Source organism: Sphingobacterium sp. UBA5639 (genome assembly GCF_002421245.1).
GTDB classification, from domain to species: Bacteria; Bacteroidota; Bacteroidia; order Sphingobacteriales; family Sphingobacteriaceae; genus Sphingobacterium; species Sphingobacterium multivorum.
The window spans coordinates 1-25,667 of sequence record NZ_DIJR01000031.1 but is presented as its reverse complement, the minus strand read 5'-3'; the positions used below and the strand labels follow the sequence as shown (position 1 = coordinate 25,667).

Below are 25,667 nucleotides of genomic sequence, written 5' to 3'. Positions count from 1 at the left end.
ATGAATTATATTGCCAACGTGCTTACAGCACTCGTACTTTTAGAACATGTATACATTGTATGGATGGAAATGTTTGCTTGGGAAACTGCAGGAAAACGTAGTTTTGGAAAGGCTCTTCCGGCAGAATTATTTAAGCCAACGAAGGGGCTTGCTGCAAATCAAGGGCTCTACAATGGCTTTCTGGTTGCAGGTTTAGCCTGGTCTTTTTTAATCAATGACCCCATCTGGAGTTACAATGTATGCCTGTTCTTTTTAGGATGTGTCCTTGTTGCCGGTGTTTTTGGCGGAATTACAGCGAGCAAAAAGATATTTTTTGTACAAGGAGTTCCTGCATTGTTGGCGTTGTTATCCGTTATTCTCTTAAAATAAAACTATAATTATATGTCATTAATAGAAGATTTACAATGGCGTCATGCTGTGAAAGCATACGACCCGACAAAAAAAGTTAGTCAGGAAAATGTAGATAAAATCGTTGAGGCTGCACGCTTTGCACCTACTTCTTCGGGTTTACAGCCATTTAAGATATTGATTGTTGAAAATCAGGCATTGAAAGAAGAACTGGCAAAAGGAGCACTAAATCCAGACTGTATGCGTGAATGTTCACATGTGCTTGTTTTCGCTGCCTGGGATCGTTATACGGAAGAACGTATTGATAAAGTTTATGATTTTACAACGGATGAGCGGGATTTGCCAAGGGGACGCTTTGGTTCTTATACGGACAAGTTGAAATCTATTTATTTGAGTGAAGCTGCCGAAAGAAATTTTGCACATACTGCAAGACAAACTTACATTGCTTTAGGTTTGGCGTTGGCTCAGGCAGCTGAACTTCGTGTCGATTCCACACCCGCCGAGGGTTTTGATAACCAAGTCGTGGATGAGGTTCTACAATTAGAAAAGCATGGACTAAAAAGCGTTTCATTGATGTATGTTGGCGTGGCGGACTCTTCGAGAGATTGGATTTCGACGATGAAGAAGGTTCGGGTTCCTAAGGAAGAGTTTGTTGTTGAATTCAAATAAACCGCAAACAACTTTTTCAATCCCTCAGAAACTCAATATATTTGCAAGATGGATGATTTATTAAAATTAGACAAACAACTCTGTTTTTCCGTGTATGTGCTACATAGAGAAATTATGCAGCAATATCGAACTATTCTTGAAGAGATTGACTTGACCTATCCACAATATATCACGATGATGGCTTTATGGGAGAATGATGAGCAGACAGTAAATCAATTGGGGGCTAAGTTATTTCTAGATAATGGAACGCTTACACCACTATTGAAGCGCTTGGAGGCTAAAGTTTTGCTTACACGAACACGAAGCAAAGAAGATGAACGCGTCGTGAAGATACAGCTTACAGCACAAGGATTGCAATTGAAGGAAAAGGCGAGCTGTATTCCCCTGCAGATTTTTGAAGCCCTTAAGCTCGACTATACTGATATGGTTCAGCTTAAAGCTTTGGCAGAAAAAATCGTGAATAATGTTGGGAATAGCTAGTTTTTATACGATATGAAATCAAAAAAGGATTAAATACACCTGCCTGTATTTAATCCTTTTTTTTGTGCTATGGATTGTCTTGAGCGATACATGTTCGCGTTCCTTTTATTATACATCATATTAGCATATTTCGGATTTTTTCATAGGACTGTAATGTGGAGATTCGTGGTATGGAAAATATCATTCAAAAGATAGAAGATCTAAATTGGCCTTTGATTACCGAAGAGATGCATAAGCATGGTTATGTGGTTATACCAAACCTGTTGACAGCTTTACAATGCGATCTATTAAAAAAAGGGTATAGCGATTCGACGCTCTACCGTAAAACTGTCGTTATGGAAAGGCATCGATTCGGATTAGGGGAGTATAAATATTTTGACTACCCACTACCTGAGTTGATTCAAACGATTCGATCTCAACTTTATCCCTATCTTGCCGTCATTGCTAATACCTGGTTTCGTGCGCTGAAAATCGATATATCATTTTCATTGAAACATGAAGACCTTTTGACGGATTGCCGTTTGAAAGGACAAGAAAAAGCAACAGTATTGATTTTGAAATATGGTCAAGGAGGTTTCAATACGCTACATCAAGACTTGTATGGAGCGGTTTACTTTCCGATGCAGGTGATTTTGATGTTAAATGAGCCAGGAGTCGATTTTATGGGCGGAGAATTTGTATTAACACAACAAGTTCCGAGGGCTCAATCAAAGGCAATTGTTTTGAAACCTAAAAAAGGTGATCTCGTTTTATTCGCAACAAATTTTAGGCCTGAGAAAGGACGAATGGGATATTTTAGGGTTAATATGAAACATGGAGTGAGTGAAGTCACGGCCGGTGAACGCCATGCGTTGGGTATTATTTTTCATGATGCCGAGAAATAAATCCCACACAATGGAATGGCATAAAAATATAACAGATGCTTCATTGCGCGCCAAGATTCGAGCGGGAGAAATTCAATTTGGTGGCAATGAAAAGCTAAAAATTTATGGATTGCTTTGCTGTATTTCGGGAAAACGGATGAAGCGGGAGAACAGGGTCTTTTTTTCCACTGAGCAAGAAGCGCTAAAACATCATTATCGCCCTTGTGGGCACTGCTTAAAAGCGAACTACGTTGAATGGAAGGAAGAAAATAAAAGATTTGATAAAGTGTAGTTCGCATTAAGTTTGATTATATAGAGAATCTAAGTAAATCAAATTTGGAAAAAGAATCTTATGTCAAATTCCTTGTATATTGTTGAATTTTGTGTTTATCTTGAGACGGGATTAATTATCGTAGATCAAAAGAAAAATGCGTTTATATTCGATTGCTGTTTATTTTATTTTTTCGACTCTGCTGTTGATAAGCTGTGAAGAGGGGAGGCGAGATCCTAAAGTATTGAGTTATATGGCTCATACTGAACGTGACAGTGCCCGTTTGGATCTTAATCTTTTTGAGAGCCGTTTTCATGGTAAATTGTTCTTTTATAGACCTGGAGGTGAGGTTGATTCGGGAGACATTCGCGGCAATATCCAAAAAGACACTTTACTTGGGGACTATTATTATACGCCATTTGGCTGGGGACAGAAAAAAAGAAGACCCTTTGCTTTATTAAAAAAAGGGTCTTTGTATATTTTAGGTACAGGAACGGAGCAAGTGTATATGGGAATTCCACATTATATACCTTCAACCATCAATTTCCAAGACCCAAAGTTTATCTTTGAGAAAGTTAATCACTAGCCTCTTATCATCTAAATTAGGCGTCTACAGTATATTTTTTAATCGAATATATTGTAGTAGCATAATGGTTTTTCCATCTTTGATTTCACCTGTATCAATCATATGTAGTGCTTCTTCGATATTGATTTCTAGAATTTCAATATGCTCTTCCTCTTCTTCTAAACCACCGCCATCGCCAACTTTCATGTTATTGGTGTATTCTGCTATAAAAAAATGTAGAATTTCAGTTACAGAACCTGGAGACATATAAGCTTCAAAGATCTTTTTTGCTTCCTTGATCTGATAGCCTGTTTCTTCTTCTGTTTCCCTTCGTATACAGTCATGGGGAGAATCTTGATCAAGTAGACCTGCACAAGCTTCGATAAGCATGCCTGACTCATTCCCGTTGATGTAAGTTGGTATTCGAAATTGCCTTGTTAATATGACTGTTTGAGCACTGGTATTATAGAGTAAAATGACGGCTCCATTGCCACGATCATAAGCTTCTCGACTTTGTTGCTGTACCGTCCCATCGGGTTTGCTGTATTGATAAGTCACTTTTTTTAACGTGTACCAGTTGTCTGATAGAATTTCAGTTTTTACAATTTTAATATCTTTTATTGCCATTTTTAGCGCGTTAAAGTCAAAAGATAAAAATAAGAATTGCAATCCAAACTAAGCAGGAAAAACTAAGAGAAGCTTTGATGAATTTATACGAAGTATTGGTGAATCTCAGTCCGTTCTAAATTGTTTTGGATTCAGACCTGTGTGTTGTTTGAAGAAATTAGAGAAGTAAGGAGAGTCGACGAAACCAAGTTTGAACGAAATTTCTTTGATAGATAGATCGGTTGCTTTTAACAATCGTTTTGCTTCCAAGATAGTTCGTTGTTGAATAAGCTGGCTCGGAGATACTTCGAGCTTTTGACGGCAGATTTTAGTAAGGTGCGGAGTTGATATATTAAGTTGTTTCGCATAGAAAGATACCGACTTCTCATGCTGAAAATGGATGTCAATTAACTCTTGCAACTTTAAAAGACATGGATTGGAGTCATTATTTTGTTCATTTTGTACTATTTTCTGTACCTCTTTGCTTATTATAGATGCGACGACAGCTGTGCGAGAGTAGATAATTGCAGGAACGCAATTGTGATCCTCAAGTTCTTTTCTTATTGCATTAAATTCATAATAAAGCAGAGCAAATGTTTCGCTAGAGAGTGAGATAACAGGAGTACGTTGATAGTAAGCAAATGAAAAATGGAAATTGGGCGAAAATTTCTCGAAGTGTTCCCTATCGACCATCAATTGGAAACCAGTTGTATTGGCCCCTAATTTCCAACTATGAACTTGCTTTGGAAACAGGATATGGATTTGATGACGATCAATATGGTAATCTTTAAAATCAATCGTATGAACACCTTCTGCTTGGTCAAAAAGTACCAATAAAAAAAAATGATGCTGGTGTGGACGCGCTATATGATGTTCACCACGTAATTCCGAGTATAAATATCCTTGATTACCTGCAAGCTGGTCTTTTCTAAATTCTTGAATATCTATTGTTGGAAATAACTCCATCGAAATGACTTTGAACCTAAATATAACTATTTTATTTTAAACCATCTTCCAATACCTGTTTGCTGATGGTGAATTCACGATAGCCAAAGGCTCCGGATTTATAACCAATTACGGCGCCAAATTCAATGCTTTTTAAGGAAGATGTCTTTGGGAATACAGAAGAGCGGTATACATTGGCCGCAGCTAAAGGTTTTTCGAATACACGAAAGTGTATACCATCCTTTGAATAGGCGAGATAATTCATATCTGAGGTAAATCGGTCGACGTTTCCAATTGCCAGACATAAAAAATAATATCCATCAATATAGGAACCTTGCAGATGCCAAGTCGAATACCCCTTGCTGAATTCTAGCCAAGGTTTGTTCATAAATTCAACTTTCTTACTGTCGCGATATGCTGTAAAATCTAATCCATTTGTAGAAATACGCGATAGGATATTGGTCATAATTGGTGCTTTGTAGCTAGGCATGAAATCCACTTCGTAACTGGTCGTTAAATTTGTCGAATTTCTCACAAATGTTGGTGAAAGGATATGGTTATCTTGGAAAGATGTAGGTTCATTACTATTATACACGAGTTCCAGCGGTGTCCAGTCAATCCCATTTTTTGATGTTTGTCTTACAATAACACGTTCAGCTTCTTCATTTAATTTTTTATCGTTGTTTGCGCTTTTGGCGCCCCATTTTTTTAAAATTTTGCTTGAGAAAAAGCAGCCTCTATAATATAGTTCGAATTCCTCACCGTTGAAATTCCAGTCTACATCGGACCAATAACCTTGATTGGGGCTACCATCTTTTTGGATGAAAGAATCTTCTAGTGCCGGACGTCGTTGAATAGGATTTATTAATCCAGCCGGAGTAATCCATTCTTTTCCATCATTAGAAACTACCACAGTCGGATTTTCATAGAGAGAGGCGGTACGGTCTGACCCGATTATGCCAAAATATGGCGTAAATACCATCCAATATTTGTATCCTTTGAAACCGGCAGGGAAATATTCAACATCTGGGTGGCAATAACTCGCGCTATTGCCAGAGATATCGCGTATCCAGCCTGGGAGTTCTTCGCCGGGTTGGTTTGCATTGGCAATTGTATTAATTTTTATTGAACCTAGGTCGCTTGTGAAACCTGTAGGGATGGGTAATTTATCTTTTTCAATGACTTCGGGATCAGGTGGTACAATTCCTGGATGAATATCTCTTTTACAACCAATAAATAACAAAAATCCCAAAAAGAAATAGGCAATTCTCTTAAATGACATATAGATCAATAAAAATAAAATATGAATGATAATCCCTTACGGTTTTACTTTTCCTGTTAATCTTAGCTAAATGATAGCAAAAATGATTTATTTTTTTTATTTCTCAAAATCAATTTAATAAAATACTTTATATGTTGTAAATATTTGGTTTTCTGATTTATAAGTGTCTTTTTGACTTGTGTCGATGGAGGCTGTTCCCGGCTTTATCCCCCTGTTTGATCCATCAGTTGGTAAAGGCCTGATTGCGTAGTTTCACTGACTTTGGTCGCCAATCATTTTCAGCATGAAATAAGGGTTGCGTAAGGATGTCTCATTATTTGGGGCTCGTTAGATGAAATAAACTAGTGGATAATGTGCCTAATTAGCTTGCTGTTCAGATTTTGGACGATTCACCAAGCTTTCAATGCTTAATGTAAATTTATTTTGTTTGGCAACGCGAAATTCTTTTTCAATTAATGACATGATAACAAGCTAGAAATCTATAAATTGCTTTGAGGTTCAACTTAATATTTTGCTGGATAACCTATATTTTTTTTTGATGTTGGCGAGGACGTTCTTGTAGTATTTCGTTTTATCGGTTTCGTCAATAACAACAATTTCAACATCGTTTGCTTGAAGTAATTGCATTTTATCTTTGGAGAGTGCGAACCATTTTTTTGTTGTATAATAGAAAAGTTTATTTTTAATAAAGGTACTTCGTCTATAAAACTTATTTCTGGCGCGGTAGGTTAGCAACCACCAAAGGTCTATTTCTACAAAATCAAGCGATAGACCTAGGATATGGATATCCTGCGTGAAAAATAAGTCAATCCAGGATTGGAGTTTAGTATCTTTTTTTCGACTTAATCTTTTAATTAATGCAGCCTTGTAGACTGTTTGCGAATTATAATTTGTCCCATTAACGACATAATCCCTCATTTTTTGCAATTGACCACAGTAATGTTCATAACCGAGGTTAATGGAAGAGGGATTTAGGCAGTCGCCGTGGATGTGCCAATAGTTCGTGTTGCCGATTTGGTGTTTACGAAATACACTGTAGGTTGTTTCACGGATAAGGCCAGCATTTGCTGTTGCGGTTTCTCCTTCTAAACTGAATTCATAGTTAGTTGTGATGATATTTTCGATCGAGAGATCCCGAATTAATTGGTGGATTTCATTTTGATTGATTTGAGAGACACAATCCGATATATAGCTTTTAAGTTCTCTTTCATTAATATGCTTTTCTCGAATTGCGTTAAGGAATATTTCCTCATACAACATAGGGAACGGTTTTTGTCCATTTTCCAATGAGCTAACTTTATACTTTTCTTTGATGTTGTGTAGCAAATCACTCCAGCTTATCCCTGGTGAAATATTATTAATGTCGTTCCCGACTAATAAAGCAAACTTGTTCATTGTTTTGTAAATCAAGATTTACGTCTGTAAAGTCAAATGAAGATGTCAATCGATCGCATCTTTTGATATAACATTTAATCGATTGAATTTAGATTTCTTCCATACGAATTTAATAAAAAAATCGAAGGATTTTGTACATGACCACAGCGATGAATGGGTTCTTAATCTCATTATATACTGCATGGAAACAATGTGATGTAAATTGAAACTTCTGTGAAAAATGACTACGTCATTGCGATGGATGGATCAGTCAAATATGTTGGTTTTATTCGTCAAAAAAGGCTAGGCGAACCAACTTCCTAGCCTTCACGGTATAACTCATCCTATGCTATAACAAACAAATAACAAAGGAATACAGGAAATGTTTGATGTCTCTTCAAGGATGGTCTGTTGTGATATGGCTTGACAATGATATCACGGTCTTGGCAACATATTCCCATAAATTATAGTAGTATTTTGTTGTGTTATTCTCGCTTTTGAGAGTGCTATGAAGAGCAAGTCCTGTTAAGCTCGCTTTTGGTGTATACGTACATCGATGAAAATTTTGCACAATATTCGGTATCTGTAACCTACCGCTTACATCCAGCTAATAGTGCGCTTCACTGCGCAGGATCACGCTTAACTTTGTATAAATTAGAAGCTAAATAACTCGTAATAAAGTGTGTTTCCCTTCTCTCAATACAAGTTTTTTAGTGTAAGAACAGATTAATTCATAAAAAAATCGTGATATGGAAATTAAAGAAAACAAACTTATCGGTGTTTCTTATAGAGAAACACCAAACAAAGGTGGGATTATTAAACCCGTTTATATTATTATGCATTACGACGGTGCGTCCAATGCTACAAGTGCAATTGATTGGATGACCGATTCCCGGAGCAAGGTTTCCGCTCATCTTCATATTAGTCGTGATGGTATCATATCGCAATTGGCGCTTTTTAATACAAAATGTTGGCATGCAGGCCTTAGTACTTGGGCCGGTCAAAAAGATTTGAATAACTGTAGCATTGGAATCGAATTGCAAAATAAAGGGATGGAGAGTTACACTGAAAAGCAGATCAATGCGGCAATAGCAGTATGTAAAGCAATTATCCGTACTTATCCGATTCGAGAGATTTTAGGGCATTCGGATATTGCACCTGGAAGAAAGGAGGATCCAGGGGTACAATTTCCCTGGGAAAAATTTAAACCGTTAACAAAAGGAAGTTATAATGGAATTACTTGAGATTTTAGAGAAATTGATTATCCCTGTAGCGACAGCTGTAGGGGGGTATCTTGTTGGAAGGCCTAAGCAGCAAGCCGAGGTGGAGGCGACAAATGTTGAGAATGCCGGAAAGGTAATTGAAAAATGGGAAGGCTATGCCAATAGGTTAGAGAAAGATATTGAGCATTTACGGACGATCATTGAAGATCTTAATGAAGGGTTACATTTGGCAAATGACGAACGTATGTCTTGTGCTAAGACTTTAGCGGATTTGCAGGTAAAATATGATGATCTTATGAAACTTTATAATAGGCTACAGATTGAATTAAAGCGCGTTAAAAATGAAAAATACACTACAGATAATCGCAATGCTGCTACTGGTTAGCAGCTGCGGTTTGTTTAAAAAGGTTGAGAAAACCAATGCATCACAAGAGTTTGGCATCAAAGAAAAAAATACAGAGTCTGCTACTATAGCACAGAAGACAGGACATATACAAGTTGTTGGATTAGCTAAAGAGGCTTTGGTAACAGATGAATATGTGATGCAAGTTGAAGGTGAGGGGATTCAGATTATGCAGGATGGCGTTGTTCAGCTACATAAGGGGAAAGTCTATGCGAAAAAGGAACATTATTCTGAAAAGCTGCAGCTTGAAAGAAGGTTAAATACCAATTGGAAAGATCACAAAGCAAAAAGTAGTCAGCAAATTGAAACGAAAACGGAGCTAACTAAAGAACAATCAAAAGAGGTTGCAAAACCAGCAGTGTCAAGTCTTCTTTATTTTTTAATGGGGTGCAGTATATTGGTCGGCTTGATTATTTGGTGGATAAATAAACGTAAGTTGATCAGAATTTGGTAGTTACCCATTAAAAAGATCGTTACCATTATATTTTAGTAAAATTCAGTAAATAACACGAAATAGTCCTTGAGTATAAAATTCAAGGACTATTTTGTAGAGCTGGATACAGTTGCTGAATGAGCAGAGCTGCTGTGATTGTATAAAATAATATTAATCCCCATCGAAATGCCGGTCAATAAGGTAATAATTGGCAATCTGTTTAATCTCTTTTTTGAAATCACGATAGAGGTCAAATTGATTGCAAGCACAGATGATAGATTTCTGTAATGTGTCATTGTTTATTTTTAAGTAAGGACCAAGTTCCTTGTATATGCTACTTTTTACTTTTGTTTTCAGATTATTTAATTTTTCCGGCTGAAAGATACGTAGAACAACGGCGATAGCTTTGTAACGATGCTGTATGTCCTTGTAATTGATATATTCGCCCATAATCTGCTGAGAAGGAATGCCCACAAATTGACAATAACAGTCAATTACTTGGCTGATTTTGGAAAGATCAGATTCATAGATCTTATCGATGGATTTTAGTATCTCGGGATGATTTTCTTTTAAGAAACTCATGATGAATGAATAATATAATGTGTTCATACGTTGTGAACGATTTTTGTCGGTTACTATACTGCTTTCCTCTTTTCGTGAAATATTGCTGGTTTTTTGTAGTTGATAATAATCCACTGGGTATACAATGGGCTGTCTGAGATGTTGTGACATGAGCTGTTCCATTTTCTTTTATCTTTAAGTATGAACTGATTTTCGTCTCGCAAATTGCAAATCCTACGAATAGCTGATCTGCTTACTACCCTGCTTATCTATTCTAGGGGTCTATATTTTTTTTATTGTTTAACAAAGTTAAACAAATTTGTTAATCTTGCAAGTTTATTAAAACCTAATTTTTACTTTTTATATGAAATAGTAAACTTATTTGTTTAACTGTAATGCTTTGATAGTTAGAATTTTATTGTTTTATTTTGATTGTCTATTTGTTTAGGTTTAATAAGTTGTGTAACTTAGTGTCAGATTGTTATATATTTGTGTAACATTTGTTAAATACCCGATCGACTATGGAAACTTATCCAAATAATAACTTTGAAGTTTTACGCTTGGAGATGCGCGTTACTAACCGTGAATTCGCGTCTTTACTAGGGGTACGCGAGCAGGTGTACTCGCGTATTAAAAAAGGAGAGTATCCTATTGGACTTACGATGAAAACACGTATTCAAGCGGCTTTTCCTCATGTTCAGTATGACTGGTTGCTGTATGGAAAAGGTGAAAGAATGGAGGTAGCTCCTTTAGTGCAACCCGACACGATAGCCATGCTTAGTATTGGTAATGGTAAGTCAATAGGATATTTTTCGGAGGACGTCAAGTTTATTGACGAAAATAAGAATAATATATTTTTTGAAGTTTCCCCAGGACGATATTTGATGCAGACAAAACTTGTCACAGAGAAAGCTAAAGCCGGGTATCTTTCTGGCTTTTCTGATGCTGAATATATGGACGATTTACCGGCACATTTTATTACAGTCACTGAGTTTCATAAAGGTGCCTATCGTTCTTTTGAAGTTAGTGGTGATAGTATGACCGATGGAACAGACGCAAGTGTATTGGACGGTGATATTGTGACGGGACGTTTGATTAAAAGAGAGTTATGGCAATCAAAATTTCATACCCACAAATATCGGTATTGGGTTGTTGTACATAAATATGAAGGAGTTATTATTAAAGAAATTGCTCATCATGATGTCAATAACGGAATTCTTACCCTTCGTTCGCTAAACGCTGATAAAACAAGGTACCCAGATTTTGCAGTAAGTTTGGATGATGTTGACCAAATTTTTAATGTTGTAGATATCAGCCGTTCGCTTTAGGAATAGCCTAGCTCGGATTATTTTCGGTTTGACGGTTCATCTTTTCATACCAAAGTTAATAGATGGACCTTTTTGCTTCAGCTATATATGCGATAAATTAACCCAATCGCGCACTGTTAATTGAAAGTTATCCGTACCAAGTTTGTATGGTGTTGCTAAAAAATATAGAAATAAAAACTAATTATATTAGTTTTTATTTCTATATTTGGCTATAAATTGAACGTATGCGGACATGTTGTTGCGTCCTATCTTGGCGCTCCTAGTATATATTTAACGTTAAGAAGACTGATAACGTGACGAGAATATTGGTTGCTCATTATTCAGGCATGTTCGTAGCGTTCAATTGAAATAATAGGTACATGTGCGTAGGTTATCAACGCGGGGTGGAGGAATTTTCGAATAATTGAACTATCTACTAAGCTGTACCTATGGACTTGCCATTTACTAATCATCATATGTTTATTTTTAAAGCCAGGTTTCGAAATCTGGCTTTTTTATTTCTTATGCTATCAATTGTTGTTAGTTTTAATCTTTGACAAAGCTTACATCGGTTATTTTATAGGAAAAATTATCTTTTTCCCGTTCATTTACAGGTTTTTCCATCTCATTGTAGTGTACTGTTCCTGTCATCTTGAATGTTGTATGAGAATCTAGGTTGATTTTTTCTCCCTTATCGTCAAATACATAAAAGTTCTTAAGCGTATAATTTTTCTGATCTGTAGGAATTTCAAATAAAACATTGTTCTTTTCTGTCCCTACAGGTAATATAACGCTGAATGCAGTGAACTTTTCAGAACTAAACGCATGAGATTTAACTACGAAATTCATGGCCATAGTTTTTGATTTTCCTGATGAGAATGTAAAAGAAGGCGCATCAAATTCACCTGTTAACGTAATAGTTTTGTTTTGGTTGTCATAGTTTGATTCGATCGCTTTTACCGTATCGACAGAACTACCATTGCAAGATGAGAACAACCCTATGGCTGAAGATACTAATAATGATGTTGAAATTAAGTGTTTAGTTTTCATGGGGAAAAATTTCATTAATTGTAAAGACTATTTTTATTGATAGACAACTTCTGCTTATTAATGTTTTGGTAATCTATCGAAGATTTTTTGGAATCTTCGATATACCTGCCTTCATGCTGATTTACACTCACATTCAATAACATCCGTCGATTAATTTTTATAAAAGTAAGGTATTGAGGAAGAGGTTTTAGCACTTGATTTAAATTCGGGGGGAATGGATTTAAATTCGCATACATTGGACTTTTTTTCGTCTAAAAGAGGTCGGTAAATAATAGCAAGTTTTTTTCGGTGGAAATGCCAGTAAACGGGCTATATGGTATTTGATCCTAAACTATTACCTCATATTATGATCAATTTCTTGCTTTAAAAAATACCAAGTTAATAATTAAACAAGTGAGTGTAAGTAAAGAGCAGCAAGTTCGGATGTTATTCCAAAATACCCAGGGTTTTTCAAAGGCATCACGTGCAAGTCTTAAAGATTTTTCTGGAGATATAGATAGGTCGATCGAGGCCAATTGATTGTTCAAGGGGACATTCTGTGTGCCTGTGACCACAATTACACCAATGATATAGCTTAGGCATGCTACTAGTATTAGATAAAATTTTGGTGACGATAGATCCAAAGATAATATTGTAGCCATCAATAATAAAATTGGAGCGCCTAGAAAACAGCAGTAAAAAGCTGAATTTAGTATTTCTTTATTAATATTTTGCATGGCGGTCAAATAGGCTTTATCGCTGAGTTTATGTAGCCCCAAATTGACCGAAAAGGTATACGAAAAAAATAAGCCTGATATAATAGCCGAAAATATTGTTGCCAGCGCTAAAATGATGTCTTGTAATTTCATGTCTATATTTTTTTGATGTATCATGTTTTGCTGAACTCATTGTCTAAGCGTTCTGATTTATCAAAGCATTGTTTTCTTATCGTAAATTTTTCGAAGGAGTTGAGGCTAAAAAAAATACACACTTTCGTTGCTCTCGACCTTAGACAATACAAAAGTTGTGATAATCAGGGAGTCAATATAGAATAAAAACGACAGTGACCTATTTTTTGTTAAATGACGCTGGAGTTGTGCCTGTGAAAGTCTTAAAGACACGAATAAAATGCGATTGGTCGGCAAATCCATTTTCATAAACAATTTCCGTTATCTTTCGGAAGTCTTTGCTATTGAGCTGTTTAAAAGCGGCCTGAAATTGTACCATTTTAGCGAATTGTTTAGCGGATATTCCAGTTTCCTTGAGAAACCTTCTTTCAAAAGTTCGGATGTTCAATGCTTCTCTTTTTGCAATTTCTTTAATAATGATTTGGCCCTGGCTTTCGATGATTTCAATAATTGCTCGCTGAATCGAAAAATCAAGTTTATTTTTCTTGCTATCGAAAAAGCTGAGAAGCGATTGTGTCAATAGTTGGATGCTGTTTTCAGTTGTTGAAAATGAGGATAATGTGCCGGTAAGTTGGTGGAAGGTTGTATTTGAAGGAGTATTTAGATCATAACAGTCGTCGTTTATGCTTTCGGGCGAGATGCCCCAAAATGTCCGTAATACAAATGGGTAAAATTGAAAAACGATAATCTGAAAAGGGCCTTTTACATCGATTGAAATCGGTTTTATTGTCTGACCATAGAGGAAAATCTTTGACATTTTTTTATCATGAGGCTTGATTGTAAAATCACCATAGCATCGTTGAAACAATAAACCAGGGTAACCATCAGCATAAAAAGGTAAGTTTACGCAATCATTCGTCTGACTTTCAAACACTAGGATCGCCTTTACGAATAATGCAATGGATGTATCTGGACAGATAATCTGAGGCTTCATTTATAAATTGTTTGGCTTTGCTTTACGACTTTTTATAATTTTAAATATACAGAAATATGAAATAAGAATATATGGATAATCGTTGGATTTCGATTAGTGGATTTACTGTGACCCGTAGTGTTTAAAGTATATGTCGTTGATTCAACTTATTTGAAATAGTAGAGCGGTTTTTTTCTTCTCACCTGAAATAATTGTGCATGTTCCAGTAATTTAACATAATTATTTTGCCAATAATTGGCAATCCAATTTGAATCCAATGAAGGGTTGTAATGACTCAGGTCACTTTTTAAAACGACTGAATCCACTGCTTTGACTTTTTATTATTGTACTCAAAATTGAAACTACCATTATAGTTGGCTCCCACTAAATTTATTTGTGTTCAGGTCGGCAGCTGAAAGCGTTTTTAGAAGTTCTCTAGCTGCGGCGCTACCTGCACGGTTTGCACCGATTGTCGATGCTGATGGACCATAACCCACGAGGTGAATTCTTGGTTCTTTAGCGACCATGGTCGCTAGTCTGCCTGCCATTTGAATGCCACCCTGTTTTTCTTTTGGTAGCATTGCGTCTAGATGGCTCAATGAACTTTTAAAGCCTGTATTCCAAAGTATAACATCTGCTTGTTGTTCTGTTCCATTGGCCCATTTGATCCCCTTTTCTGTTATTTCTTGAAACATTGGAAAACGTTGAAGGACACCCCGTTTTTCCATCTCCTGGATTTCTGTAGAATAGGGGAGGCCCGTAACGGAAACGACAGACAAAGGTGAAAGCCCCAATCGTACACGTTCCTCTACCATAGCAACCGCATTATGCCCGGCCATGTCATCAAATGGCCCCTCTCTGAATAAAGGCGGTCGTCGTGTTACCCAGGTTGTCGTTGTAACCTGGGAAATTTGGTCCAATAGCTGAATGGCAGAAATACCGGCTCCAACAACAATAACATGTTTGCCACGAAAATACTCTGCAGTTTTAAAATCCTTTGTGTGGAGTTGCTCGCCCCGAAATAATTCTGCACCTGGATAGGTAGGAATATAGGGGTTTTCCCATGTTCCAGTGGCGTTGATAATACCGAGTGCTGAGAAAAGAGTTTCTGCCGTATCGATATGAAAGCGATCTTGGTACATGTAGACTTTTTCTACTTTAGCTGGTCGATATACTTGAAGTCCAAATTTTTCTTCATAAAGTTTAAAATAATGGGGAACAGCGGTGTTGGCTTGAACTTCCGCCCCTTTTGTTGATAAAGTCTCCTCAAACGACATGCCGGGCAAATCGTATATTTTATTGACTGTACTTAAGGTAAGGGAGTCCCAGCGAAATTGCCAGGCTCCTCCTGGTGCAGAGGCTTCATCCAGGATGATAAAATCCGGCCCGATTTTAAGTCCGAGCTTCTTCAAATGATAAGCAGCAGAAAGTCCAGCCTGACCCGCACCAATGACTGCAATTTTTGTTTTGTAGCGAATGTTCTTTATCATACGAAAGAGGAGTTAACGCCAACCAAGTTCGGGAGCTACGTGTTCCAAAATGGCTGAAAGAATGTGGACATTGTAGTCGACCCCTAGCGTATTTGGAATGGTCAATAATAGCGTGTCTGCTTCCTGTATTGCTTCATCTTGCGCTAATTCTTTCACGAGTTGATCTGGTTCTGCGGCATAACTTCGCCCAAAAATCGTCCGCTTGTCCGATTCGATTACCCCAATTTTATCTGTTTTGTCAGCCTCTTGCCCGAAGTAATAACGATCTAAATCATCGACCAGAGCGAATATGGATCGACTGACTGAAACGCGGGGTTCACCAGGGTGCCCTGCTGCTTTCCAGGCCTCTTTGTATAAACGTATTTGTTCGGCCTGCTGGATATGAAAAGGTTTGCCATTTTCATCATATTTCAAAGTGGAACTTTGCAGGTGCATTCTGTTTTGAGCAGCCCATACAGCCGTGGCGTTCGATGCTGCTCCCCACCAGATACGATCACGTAACCCTTCCGAATGGGGTTCGAGCCTCAGCAGACCGGGCGGGTTTGGAAACATTGGATAGGGATTTGGTTCAGCGAAACCAATTCCTTTAAGTTTTTCTAAAAATTCCAATGCTTTTTGCCTTCCCATATCAGCATCTGTTTCGCCCTCGTTGATATTGTAACCAAAGTAACGCCAACCATCTATTACTTGTTCAGGCGATCCTCTGCTGATGCCGAGCTGCAATCTGCCCCCGGAGATTAGATCTGCAGCTCCAGCGTCTTCCACCATATAAAGGGGGTTTTCATAGCGCATATCAATGACACCGGTGCCGATCTCAATTTTTGAGGTTTTGGCTCCAATGGCCGATAATAAAGGAAAGGGAGATGCTAGCTGATTCGCAAAATGGTGTACACGGAAATATGCACCATCTATGCCTATTTCTTCAGCAGCTACTGCTAGATCTATGGATTGCAATAAAGTATCGCTTGCGGTCTGCGTACTATATGCGGGATGCTTGGACCAATGGCCAAAAGATAAAAAGCCTATTTTTTTCATAAATCACAATGGGATTTGATGTCAATCAAATTTAATAAATGTTGCGATTATATCGGTAGTTTGGATTGTCCGATGGGTGTCAATAATATATGGTTTGAATGAATTTGCCAAATGACAAGTAGGCTGTGGCTCAAAAAGAGTAATTTTATGTATTATTCAATTGTATAAGTGATTCAGAGTGATGCTTTCAGACAAATTATTACAACAGATCGAGTTTATTAAGGAGATCGACAAGATTAAATATATCCAGCGCAGGACAAAACTTTTCAATAGTGACCGTCCCGAAAATGACGCTGAACACAGTTGGCATCTTGCCCTAATGGCTATTGTGCTTTTAGAACATGCAAATCAATCAGTGGATTTATTGAAGGTAGTCAAAATGGTATTGATACATGATATCGTCGAAATCGATGCAGGTGATACTTTTATCTATGATACAGGAAAAAACCATACCAATACAAGTGCGGAGCGTTTGGCAGCTCAGCGGATTTTTGGAATTTTGCCTGGGCAGCAAGCAGAGGAACTCATTGCGATCTGGGAAGAATTTGAAGCTGGTCAAACGCCGGAAGCACAGTTCGCACGAGCGATGGATCGATTGGAGCCACTTTTACAGAATAGTTCCAATAATGGTGGAACCTGGAATGAACCTGGTGTAAATTATGAAAAGGTTTATGCAAAAAAATCTGTCATTAAGGATGGCTCAGCAGTATTGTGGGAATATGCAGAAAAATTGATTGATGCTGGAGTTGCTCGGGGGATTCTGAAAAAAGGAGAGTAGGTAGGATACTCATCAATGGCCAGCAGTAATCCCGATACTATTGCTGACCATTGTGGTTTTATAAATATACATTAATCGTCATCATCCTCTTTTTGTTCGCTTACCTTTAGGAAGGCGGCTCTTTTTGGAGCTGGAGCAGATTCACCTTTAAGTCCCTGCCATAGAATTTCATTGAATACCAAATCAGGTACTGCGTCTTCTTTCGACCAATCATATTTGTCACTCCATACAGCTAGTTTCCCTTTACTTGGATTGCGCTCATTGAGATCTACATTTGCGTCGACATGATCAAATGGAGTATAATCGGGGTTATTGCTAAACGATCGCCACATGGGTGTTGCAGCAGCGTCGTATTGCGTCATTGGTTTCATCCCTAAAATCAGCTCTATCGTTCTAATCATCCCTGAGGTTGAATACATGGTGTGATCTACAGATCTTCTTTTTACATAAGGGCTAATCAAATAGGCAGGACTACGGTGTGCATCCACATGGTCAGGACCATTCTGGGCATCATCTTCCAGTATAAAGATCGCAGATTCTTTCCAGATTGGACTCTTGCTGATATGGTCAACAAACATCCCAACAGCGAGGTCATTGTCCGCTACATGAGCATAAGGGGACTTTTTGCCGGCACGCATCCCTTCCGTATGGTCGTTGCTGATTCGAATGGTTGTCAATTGGGGCATTTCTCCTTTTTGGATGAGTTGATCAAAATCAGCTTTCCATTGTCTTATACGTGTGGTGTCGGCAACACTCAGGTCATAACTTGTATATCCAGTGGCAACATGCCCTTCCAAAGATTTTACGTTGGGTTTTCCTTTATCTGCGAATTCACCATAGGTGCGATAAGATACCTGATGTCGCTTGGCATTATCCCAAATAAATCCGCCTTTATTGTTGGCTATTTCTCGTTCCCCTTCTCCTCCATAAGTGCCGCCGCGACCGCCATAGCTTGATGGCCAGGTTTTCTCCAGATAGTCGGTGGCATAAGCACCCATACTCCAATTGTGCCCATCCGCACTAACTTCCGCATCGACATAGAAATTGTCTAGAAGTGCAAATTCATTGACAATTTTGTGTTGATTAGGCGTGATTTTTTCGCCGAATAAACAAAGTGAAGCGTCTCCATTTCCTTGTTTAACATCACCTAGAACTTGATCGTAGGTACGATTTTCTTTGATGACATAAAATACGTATTTGATCGGAGAGGGGGCTCCAACTTTCATTGGAATAGGGTTGCCGGCTTCACCCTCTGTTTGCAGCTCTTTTTCTTTCGAATAGGGCGTATTCCGGTATACCGCACGAGAATATAGGGCGAGTTCTTCTGGTTTAGGATCAGGTATAAAGCTTAACGTTCCCCTAAAAAGACCAGCAATATATTGTATCTCTTTTGGTTTGTTGAGGTCGCCTGCATGACGATCGACTTTTTCCTTTTGGTCTGTCGGATTGGGACCTTTTGGATTAGCTTTGGATGATAAGCCTTTACCATTTGTAACCAGAATTGTTTTATCGACTACTTTTACATTCGTTGGATACCAGCCCACTGGAATAAATCCTTTCGAAATAGATCTCCCAGGCTTGCTTACGTCGAATACTGCTAAACAATTGTTGTCTGCATTGGCTATGTAAAGGGTTTTACCATCTGTGGACAAAGCAACACCATTGCTGGTCGATCCACTTGGAGCATTAGGATACAATGCTGCATTCAATGTTTCTACGACTGCTCCTGTTTTAGTATCGATTATGGATACCGAGTTGTCATTTGCGTTGGCGACAAAAAGCCATTTACCATTTTTACTAAACGTAATTTCATTTGGGTGGCTACCCACAGGGATCTCTTTGGTTATCTTATTTTGTGTAACATCCCATACTAAAATCTTTTCTCCGCCCCAGACGCTGATATAGAGTTGTTTTGCATCAGGTGTTAGCTGGCAGGTATACCCCTCAGCTCCCAAATCATAAGTTGCTTTCGTTGCTTTGGTTTTTAAGTCGATGACATATAGTTTTTTATCTTCTCTGGTGACAGTATATAATTGTTGTTTGTTTTTATCATCTACAGCCAATCCGGCTATTCCTATTTTATTGGGCCATGGCTTGCCAAGAACAATAGAATCTTTGGATGCAATTTTTCCACCGTTGATTTTATAGATCCTGATCATGTTATCATGTCCCCCAGAAGTATACAGTGTATTATCATCGCTCGAAAAAGCCAATCCATACCAAGATTTTGGTATAGCAATACTATCGATTTTTCGTTGTGAAGCGAGATCGATAAGATCTATTGTTTGTGTACTTTGTCCATTGTTGCTGACAGCTGCAAGCTTTTTATGATGACTGATAACTAAGTTCAGCGGTAAATCTCCGAGCTCTATCTGTTTCCCAACAGGGGTTAGTGTCCAGCCATTTGGTAGTCCAACTTTATTGCTTTCCAAAATTGAACTAATCCTATTTTGTATATTGTTTTGACTGAATGTGAGTTGTGAGGTTGCAAACATACACGTTGTCAAAATAAATGTTCCTATTCTTTTCATGGGACATATTTACGAAATTGAGTAGTCAGACTAAATAGGAAGCTTCAAAATTAAAGAAAACTTAATATTGGACCGCGAACTTAGTGTAGGTGATGACGCGCTGTTTTTTAGTATGGTCAAGAGCCTCTGAAAATCTGTAATACAGGACTGATCAGAAAATTTTGCACGGAATACTCTTTGTAATCGTTTATAACAAGGGGTGATCGGTTAATAGGTAAAACTCTGTTGTTTACCGATGAAAATTGTTTTTTCACCGAAAAATTATGGTGTTTTACAGTTTGTTTTTTGAAATTGGGCGGATAAACTATTCAATCTTTATTTATGATACACTTCTTTAATTCATTAGCAATTTTAACTATAGTAGGATTGGTAAGCCTCTCTACCAATGTGAAAACTAAAGATTCCCAGGCCAATATTGGAGACACGATGGTAGAATATAAATCTTCAATCAATGGCACTGTAAAGCCTAATACCTTACACAGTATGCGGCAAGATAAGATTCATTTATATACCGACTGCAAAGATTCCATTTTATAACATGAACTTTCTTATTTGAAGCTGCTGTTTTTATTTTTGAAAAATATAATTTTTAAATTACTTTTTTGTTATATAGATTAATTTCGTATATTGAGTTATAGTGAAAAATCCAAAGGGTATGTTACGGCATCTGTTCATTTGTGTAGAGCTCTAGCGTAATTTCTAGCTTTGGGAAGCCTATATTTTTAAATTGATTATTCTTAAATAGCTTGTTATGAAAAAGAAAAGTTCGTCGTGGTTTTTTTATGCCATTATTGCTATTGTCATTTGCGTATTTCTATTATTGAATCTACCAGAACTTATTCAGGGATTTATGAACGGTTACAATTCAGTTATTAAATAGCAACTCGATGTTCACCGTTTAATTTCCCATATTTACCGAGTTTTTTACTGTCTTTATCTAAATTTTGTAGCTGTTGCACGCCCCGTATTGTAGTTTAGAATGAGTAAACGGAATAGGACTAATACCGTATTTCTTGAATGGAACTTAATCTGATCTAATGAAACGAGTCGAAATATTTAAAACCAATGTTTATCGAATGAAAGATGCACAGCAAATTGTTGCAACTCTTGTCAGCCTGTTTTCATCTTATAAAATTAACTTCGATCTTGAAGATGAAGAACGTATTCTAAGAATTGAATCTTCGCAATTGGAAATTGAGACCAACAGCATTGTTAGAAAGATGTTTGAGTGGGGTTATCGTTGCGAAAGAATCATTTAATCATTCATGAAAAATAAAAAGCTAACTATTATATTAATTTTCGTTGTAAATTGCGCTGGTAATTTGTTGAACAAAACTGTTGGCAGTCCCTAAGGATGTTATGTCTAATAGTCAAGTATTTCAATATAAGATTACTCAAAAAAACATTGTTGGTAAGCGTAATATATCGGATATGATAGGCAATAGCATGCTCATTTTTTTAATGCTCTTTATTCTTAATACAGACTGTTTTGCACAAAATGGAACACCGTTAACGATAGGCACATCAGAGATATTGCATTCAAAAGTTTTGGCTGAAGACAGAATGATCAACATTCATCTTCCCGACAATTATAACCCCAATGATTCTGTTCGCTATCCAGTGGTATATGTTCTTGATGGTAGTATGGATGAAGATTTTTTTCATATAGCCGGTATTGTACGTTTCAGTACACAACCCTGGATCGATAGATTCCCGCAAAGTATTGTTGTTGGAATCGGTGGAAACACACGAAGGAGAGATTTTACCTTCCCTGTTGAAAACACAGATTTTATAGAAAAGGAAGGTTTTCAAAAAGCGAGCTTTCCTTCGTATGGTGGTTCAGAAAAATACCGGATATTCCTGAAAAATGAATTGATCCCTTATATAAATGGCAATTTTAAATCGAACGGAAAACAGACTTTAATTGGAGAATCATTGGCAGGACTTTTTTCATCAGAAATATTATTTAAACAACCCGAATTATTTGATGATTATATTATTATAAGTCCAAGTTTATGGTGGGGAGAAGAGTCTTTATTGACGCATGGGGAGAAGTTTCTGCAAACTAATTTGAAAAAAAATATAAAGGTTTACCTCGGTATCCCCAACAAGGAAGAAGACATAAGAATGTATGATGAGGCTATAGTGTTATCGGAGATTCTTAAACGAAACAAGAAGATTCATTTTGTATTTGATTACATGCCCGATGAATTGCATTCGACTGTAATACATCAAGCGGTCTACAACGCTTTTAAGAAGTTGTATCCAAAAACGGTCTATTCAAAGTAGTAATATGTCTATTCTGAGATTAGTTTTATTTTATACTTAGTTTTGTGCGATCACGCCACTCATCTTCCAGGATTGACATCAATAGCTTGTCGTGAAATTGATTATCTCTAAAACAGGCTTTACGCATTCTTCCCTCCAATTTAAAACCGGCGTTCTCATATGCTTTTATGGCTGTATAGTTTGGCTCAGATACCGTCAGCATAATTCTGTTGAGCTCTAGTTTTCCAAATCCGATAGCTAAGATTAATTTGGTAACTTGAGTGCCTATTCCCTTCCCCCATTCTTCGCGATCACCTATAAAAATAAAATACTCTCCGGATCTGTTTGCTTTGGAAATATTACAAATGCCTGTATAACCAATCAGTTTATTAGAGTCGTTTAGGAAAATTCCACGATTAAAATTTTTAGAATCGTTGACAACGGAGAGAAACCAATTGTCGATTTGATCCCTTGTGTTTAGCGACTGAAAAAGAGAAAGGGAGTACTTTATAGACATCTCATCATTGATCCATTCATAAAATGGAGAGACATCTTCGAGTGAGAGCGGCTTTAAATCGATCATCGTTTCATAAAAATGGTGTTCGTTATTTCATACGCGAATTTACCGCTTTATTTTAACGGCTTAATGATTACTTGATCGACCATTTTCCCCTGCTGATCGAGAATTTTGAAGATTCCTTTTTCGTCGTCTAAATCTACGCGGAGCACATTGTTGTTGGAATTTACAATGATCGGAAATTGTACTGTATTTGTCGCATTTTTGATAATGTGTCTATGTAAATGTCCTGATAACATGATCTGTGTTCCTGCTTTGTTGAGGATAGGAACAAATTTCTCCAAAATCTCCTGTTCCCCGTGCCAGCCACCAAAAGGGGGCATATGGCAGATTACGATCTTATATTTAGCATCTTTAAATGACGGGTTCTCAACTGCTTGAGCTAACCAGGCCGCTTGTTCGCTTCTATAGTTATCCATGTCTACAATACCGCTATATTCAATGTCGGTATCGGGCTTGTCTTCACCGCAATCTAAGACGATAAAACCGGTATTCCCATGCTTAAATTGGTAATATAGTTTACCTGTTGGTGTTGGGAAATATTTGGGATATTCAATGGCAAAAGGTCCACGTGTTTCATGATTGCCTCTTGCATAAAACATTGGTTTTTCACTGGCGAACTTTTTAATGGCGGTATCCATGAACCCCTCATACAGCTGTGTTTCACTGAGTAGATTACTAACCATATCACCGTTGAATACCACAAAGTCACTTGTCTTTAGATTGCCGATATCCAGTAGCTTATCGAGTACCTCATTGCGCTCATGAATATCATTGACAACTGTAAAATGGGTGGAGCTGGCATGGCCAAAGGTTTGGAAAAATAAGGGTGCCTTTTGATAAACATCACTGGCTACTACTTTTCCATATTGTACATTGACGCCAACATGTTTGAGGACTTCTTGACTATACACACGATATCTATAGCGTGTTCCAGGTTTTAGGTTGTTCAATGTAACTTGATGCAACGTACCTACTTTTTTGAAGCCATAGACAGCCGCATAATATTTTGGTCTTTCCTTAAAGTAAAAGTGACTGGAGTCATCTGGGGCCAGCTCAACCCAGCCAGTAGCAGGCTTGTCTGTCGTCCAAATAATGGAAACAGATTGCTCAGTTAATCCTTGAATGAAAGGTAAGTGATTTATTCTGATCGCATCCTGACCAACTGCCATAAAACAATTGAAGAACAACAATAGGATGATGCATTTTAGTTTAGTCATTGTATTACCTGGGTCTATAATTGATTTTGGAACCTAAATCGGTTTTTTCTTGCGCTAAAGATATAAAATTGTGTGAACAAGCTATGGATTGAAATGTAACAGTCTTGCTAGACTAAAAGGTGGCCCGTTTTGTTTTTTGCTAAAAAAGTGCTGTAAACAGGTAATAATTAAGAAAATGCGACCTGTGTTTGGCACTTATATTTGGAATAACCTAAGTAAGAGCACCTAATCAAACACAAATGAAAAAGATAGTTTTATTTTTATCTGTGTTTCTAACTTCACTAATTGCACTGGGCCAGCAGATCACGGGAACCGTACGTGATAAAAATGGTAAACAATTGGCCGGAGTAACTTTGAGAAACACGAGTACTTCCAACAGTACACAGACCGATGATCAGGGGAATTTTAAGATTTCAGGTAAATCCGGAGATATCTTAGAGACAAGTTTTATCGGATACGAGCGGGCTCGTCAACCCATTCCCGCGGCGGGCAAAATGACCTTTACCCTGGTCGAAACATTGAGTATTCTAGATGAAGCCGTAGTGATCGGTTACCAGAGTACCTCCCGCAAAAAAGCGACCGCTGCGATTTCAAGTATTTCGGGTAAAGATCTGGAAAATCTTCCGGCAGCCAGTTTTGATATGTTGCTTCAGGGAAGATTGGCCGGCGTCAACGTTCAGAATTTTTCTGGCGCTCCAGGTGCTTCGCCGACATTGGCTGTTCGTGGTACATCGGCCGTTAGCCTGAATTACTCCAATGACGATTATTACAATGTCATTAGTAATCCACTCTATGTTATTGACGGAGTTCCGCAGCCAACGGAACAATTTGTAGGCCCGAATACAGGAACAGGAACAAATTATCTAGCAGGTCTGAATCCTAATGATATCGAATCTGTGGATGTGCTCCGAGATGCTTCTGCCGCCGCAATTTATGGTTCTAGGGCAGCAAATGGGGTGATCATGATCACGACGAAAAAAGGGCGTAACGGAGATCCGCGTTTTATGTTAACCGGATATGGTGGTCTAACGCAACGGCCCGAACTCCGTGAAGTGACACTCGGAAGAACCGAGCGTGAGCAGAAGATGAGGATACTAAAGAATCAGCTTTCTTCCAACGATTTCAGAAATCTGCCCTTTATGCTTACCGATTCGTTGAACCCTGCATTCAATGGGAATACAGATTGGCAGGATCTATTCTACCAAAAAGGAAAGATTAAGAGTGCAGATCTTTCTGTTAGCGGCGGGTCAGCGATTAGTTCATATCGTTTTAGTGGGAACTATTACGATGAGGCGGGAATCATTAAAGCAACCGGATTTAAACGCTATACTGGAAGGCTCAATTTGTCCAGTAAGGCAATCAATGAACGTTTAACGATCAATCCCATTGTGGCCTATTCGTATAATAAGCGAGCGCGAGGAAGCGGGAGTGACGTGAGCCCAATTGCCTTGAGTGCCGGTAGTATGCCATCATCACTTTTTAATCTTTCAGATGCAAAAAAAACTTACCTTTTGGGTACCTATAATAGTAGTCTTGATAACAATGAATCTTCTAATCTGAATACCATGTCTATTTCGGAGATGCTGGG

At 37.7% G+C, this 25,667-nt stretch carries 28 protein-coding genes; 15 read left to right on the top strand and 13 right to left on the bottom strand.

Annotated features, from left to right (window positions below; translation table 11 throughout):
• From B4Z90_RS19700 to B4Z90_RS19675, 6 genes are all read left to right on the top strand, one after another.
• Positions 1 to 369: a DUF1304 domain-containing protein gene (locus B4Z90_RS19700; RefSeq protein ID WP_070565167.1), complete on the top strand. Its 369-nt coding sequence runs from the start codon at positions 1 to 3 to the stop codon at positions 367 to 369.
• 12 nt (positions 370 to 381) lie between these two features.
• A complete protein-coding gene (locus B4Z90_RS19695; protein WP_046671708.1) occupies positions 382 to 1,017 on the top strand; it encodes a nitroreductase family protein in 636 nt (211 codons plus the stop codon).
• A 48-nt stretch (positions 1,018 to 1,065) separates the two neighbouring features.
• On the top strand, positions 1,066 to 1,497 hold the full coding sequence (locus B4Z90_RS19690; protein WP_070565170.1) for a MarR family winged helix-turn-helix transcriptional regulator: 432 nt from the start codon (positions 1,066 to 1,068) through the stop codon (positions 1,495 to 1,497).
• Positions 1,498 to 1,667: 170 nt separating this feature from the next.
• Positions 1,668 to 2,381, top strand: a complete 714-nt coding sequence (locus B4Z90_RS19685) for a 2OG-Fe(II) oxygenase (protein WP_286727244.1) — start codon at positions 1,668 to 1,670, stop codon at positions 2,379 to 2,381.
• 10 nt (positions 2,382 to 2,391) lie between these two features.
• Positions 2,392 to 2,652 (top strand): Ada metal-binding domain-containing protein, encoded by a 261-nt coding sequence (locus B4Z90_RS19680; RefSeq protein ID WP_070565173.1) that lies wholly within the window; start codon positions 2,392 to 2,394, stop codon positions 2,650 to 2,652.
• A 232-nt stretch (positions 2,653 to 2,884) separates the two neighbouring features.
• Complete coding sequence (locus B4Z90_RS19675) at positions 2,885 to 3,217, top strand: hypothetical protein (RefSeq protein ID WP_139144961.1); 333 nt, start codon at positions 2,885 to 2,887, stop codon at positions 3,215 to 3,217.
• 24 nt (positions 3,218 to 3,241) lie between these two features.
• On the opposite strand, the gene nudK is transcribed toward B4Z90_RS19675, so the two are convergent.
• From nudK to B4Z90_RS19655, 4 genes are all read right to left on the bottom strand, one after another.
• On the bottom strand, positions 3,242 to 3,823 hold the full coding sequence (gene nudK / locus B4Z90_RS19670; protein WP_046671704.1) for a GDP-mannose pyrophosphatase NudK: 582 nt from the start codon (positions 3,821 to 3,823) through the stop codon (positions 3,242 to 3,244).
• A gap of 105 nt (positions 3,824 to 3,928) precedes the next feature.
• Positions 3,929 to 4,768 (bottom strand): helix-turn-helix domain-containing protein, encoded by an 840-nt coding sequence (locus B4Z90_RS19665; protein WP_070565181.1) that lies wholly within the window; start codon positions 4,766 to 4,768, stop codon positions 3,929 to 3,931.
• A gap of 31 nt (positions 4,769 to 4,799) precedes the next feature.
• A complete protein-coding gene (locus tag B4Z90_RS19660; protein WP_070565184.1) occupies positions 4,800 to 6,029 on the bottom strand; it encodes a hypothetical protein in 1,230 nt (409 codons plus the stop codon).
• A 498-nt stretch (positions 6,030 to 6,527) separates the two neighbouring features.
• A complete protein-coding gene (locus tag B4Z90_RS19655; RefSeq protein WP_286803070.1) occupies positions 6,528 to 7,424 on the bottom strand; it encodes an SIR2 family protein in 897 nt (298 codons plus the stop codon).
• Between the two features lie 728 nt (positions 7,425 to 8,152).
• Here B4Z90_RS19655 and B4Z90_RS19650 point away from each other — a divergent pair.
• Genes B4Z90_RS19650 through B4Z90_RS19640 form a run of 3 tightly spaced genes read left to right on the top strand, consistent with a single transcriptional unit; the run spans position 8,153 to position 9,483 of the window.
• Positions 8,153 to 8,647, top strand: a complete 495-nt coding sequence (locus B4Z90_RS19650; RefSeq protein ID WP_286803068.1) for an N-acetylmuramoyl-L-alanine amidase — start codon at positions 8,153 to 8,155, stop codon at positions 8,645 to 8,647.
• Positions 8,634 to 9,011, top strand: a complete 378-nt coding sequence (locus B4Z90_RS19645) for a hypothetical protein (protein WP_046671699.1) — start codon at positions 8,634 to 8,636, stop codon at positions 9,009 to 9,011. Before B4Z90_RS19650 ends, B4Z90_RS19645 begins: the two co-directional genes overlap by 14 nt.
• Positions 8,968 to 9,483, top strand: coding sequence for a hypothetical protein (locus B4Z90_RS19640; protein WP_115049766.1), 516 nt, complete (start codon positions 8,968 to 8,970; stop codon positions 9,481 to 9,483). The genes B4Z90_RS19645 and B4Z90_RS19640 overlap by 44 nt, the downstream gene beginning before the upstream one ends.
• Before the next feature lie 150 nt (positions 9,484 to 9,633).
• Here the strand turns inward: B4Z90_RS19640 and B4Z90_RS19635 are convergent, their stop codons facing one another.
• A complete protein-coding gene (locus B4Z90_RS19635) occupies positions 9,634 to 10,206 on the bottom strand; it encodes a hypothetical protein (RefSeq protein WP_286803064.1) in 573 nt (190 codons plus the stop codon).
• A gap of 338 nt (positions 10,207 to 10,544) precedes the next feature.
• Between B4Z90_RS19635 and B4Z90_RS19630 the strand changes: the two genes are divergently transcribed.
• Positions 10,545 to 11,351, top strand: coding sequence for a hypothetical protein (locus B4Z90_RS19630; RefSeq protein ID WP_053003475.1), 807 nt, complete (start codon positions 10,545 to 10,547; stop codon positions 11,349 to 11,351).
• Positions 11,352 to 11,876: 525 nt separating this feature from the next.
• On the opposite strand, the gene B4Z90_RS19625 is transcribed toward B4Z90_RS19630, so the two are convergent.
• The 5 genes from B4Z90_RS19625 to B4Z90_RS19605 form a co-directional block, all read right to left on the bottom strand.
• On the bottom strand, positions 11,877 to 12,380 hold the full coding sequence (locus tag B4Z90_RS19625) for a hypothetical protein (protein WP_070565311.1): 504 nt from the start codon (positions 12,378 to 12,380) through the stop codon (positions 11,877 to 11,879).
• A 350-nt stretch (positions 12,381 to 12,730) separates the two neighbouring features.
• Positions 12,731 to 13,252, bottom strand: a complete 522-nt coding sequence (locus B4Z90_RS19620) for a DUF1772 domain-containing protein (protein ID WP_286803062.1) — start codon at positions 13,250 to 13,252, stop codon at positions 12,731 to 12,733.
• Between the two features lie 175 nt (positions 13,253 to 13,427).
• Positions 13,428 to 14,201 carry a helix-turn-helix domain-containing protein gene (locus B4Z90_RS19615; RefSeq protein WP_312208518.1) on the bottom strand — a complete coding sequence of 258 codons (774 nt, stop codon included), beginning with the start codon at positions 14,199 to 14,201 and terminating at the stop codon, positions 13,428 to 13,430.
• A 347-nt stretch (positions 14,202 to 14,548) separates the two neighbouring features.
• Complete coding sequence (locus B4Z90_RS19610; protein ID WP_070565205.1) at positions 14,549 to 15,670, bottom strand: NAD(P)-binding domain-containing protein; 1,122 nt, start codon at positions 15,668 to 15,670, stop codon at positions 14,549 to 14,551.
• A 12-nt stretch (positions 15,671 to 15,682) separates the two neighbouring features.
• Positions 15,683 to 16,705 (bottom strand): LLM class flavin-dependent oxidoreductase, encoded by a 1,023-nt coding sequence (locus tag B4Z90_RS19605; RefSeq protein ID WP_112373585.1) that lies wholly within the window; start codon positions 16,703 to 16,705, stop codon positions 15,683 to 15,685.
• 181 nt (positions 16,706 to 16,886) lie between these two features.
• On the opposite strand from B4Z90_RS19605, the gene B4Z90_RS19600 reads away from it, so the two are divergent.
• Positions 16,887 to 17,483, top strand: a complete 597-nt coding sequence (locus tag B4Z90_RS19600) for an HD domain-containing protein (RefSeq protein ID WP_286775417.1) — start codon at positions 16,887 to 16,889, stop codon at positions 17,481 to 17,483.
• A 71-nt stretch (positions 17,484 to 17,554) separates the two neighbouring features.
• Here B4Z90_RS19600 and B4Z90_RS19595 read toward each other — a convergent pair whose 3' ends face one another.
• Complete coding sequence (locus B4Z90_RS19595; protein ID WP_286752512.1) at positions 17,555 to 20,014, bottom strand: bifunctional YncE family protein/alkaline phosphatase family protein; 2,460 nt, start codon at positions 20,012 to 20,014, stop codon at positions 17,555 to 17,557.
• 751 nt (positions 20,015 to 20,765) lie between these two features.
• Here B4Z90_RS19595 and B4Z90_RS19590 point away from each other — a divergent pair.
• The 3 genes from B4Z90_RS19590 to B4Z90_RS19580 all read left to right on the top strand — a co-directional run bounded on the left by B4Z90_RS19590 (position 20,766) and on the right by B4Z90_RS19580 (position 22,303).
• Positions 20,766 to 20,894 (top strand): hypothetical protein, encoded by a 129-nt coding sequence (locus B4Z90_RS19590; RefSeq protein WP_256602545.1) that lies wholly within the window; start codon positions 20,766 to 20,768, stop codon positions 20,892 to 20,894.
• A 157-nt stretch (positions 20,895 to 21,051) separates the two neighbouring features.
• Positions 21,052 to 21,273, top strand: a complete 222-nt coding sequence (locus tag B4Z90_RS19585) for a methyltransferase type 11 (RefSeq protein WP_070565219.1) — start codon at positions 21,052 to 21,054, stop codon at positions 21,271 to 21,273.
• 187 nt (positions 21,274 to 21,460) lie between these two features.
• On the top strand, positions 21,461 to 22,303 hold the full coding sequence (locus B4Z90_RS19580; RefSeq protein WP_286803058.1) for an alpha/beta hydrolase: 843 nt from the start codon (positions 21,461 to 21,463) through the stop codon (positions 22,301 to 22,303).
• A gap of 25 nt (positions 22,304 to 22,328) precedes the next feature.
• Here B4Z90_RS19580 and B4Z90_RS19575 read toward each other — a convergent pair whose 3' ends face one another.
• Together B4Z90_RS19575 and B4Z90_RS19570 are read right to left on the bottom strand one after the other, a co-directional pair.
• Positions 22,329 to 22,865: a GNAT family N-acetyltransferase gene (locus B4Z90_RS19575; protein ID WP_115049783.1), complete on the bottom strand. Its 537-nt coding sequence runs from the start codon at positions 22,863 to 22,865 to the stop codon at positions 22,329 to 22,331.
• A 47-nt stretch (positions 22,866 to 22,912) separates the two neighbouring features.
• Positions 22,913 to 24,079 carry an FN3 domain-containing metallophosphoesterase family protein gene (locus B4Z90_RS19570; RefSeq protein WP_286803057.1) on the bottom strand — a complete coding sequence of 389 codons (1,167 nt, stop codon included), beginning with the start codon at positions 24,077 to 24,079 and terminating at the stop codon, positions 22,913 to 22,915.
• 239 nt (positions 24,080 to 24,318) lie between these two features.
• Here B4Z90_RS19570 and B4Z90_RS19565 point away from each other — a divergent pair.
• Positions 24,319 to 25,667, top strand: a 1,349-nt coding sequence (locus B4Z90_RS19565) for a TonB-dependent receptor plug domain-containing protein (protein WP_286803055.1), incomplete at its 3' end; no start/stop codon positions are given.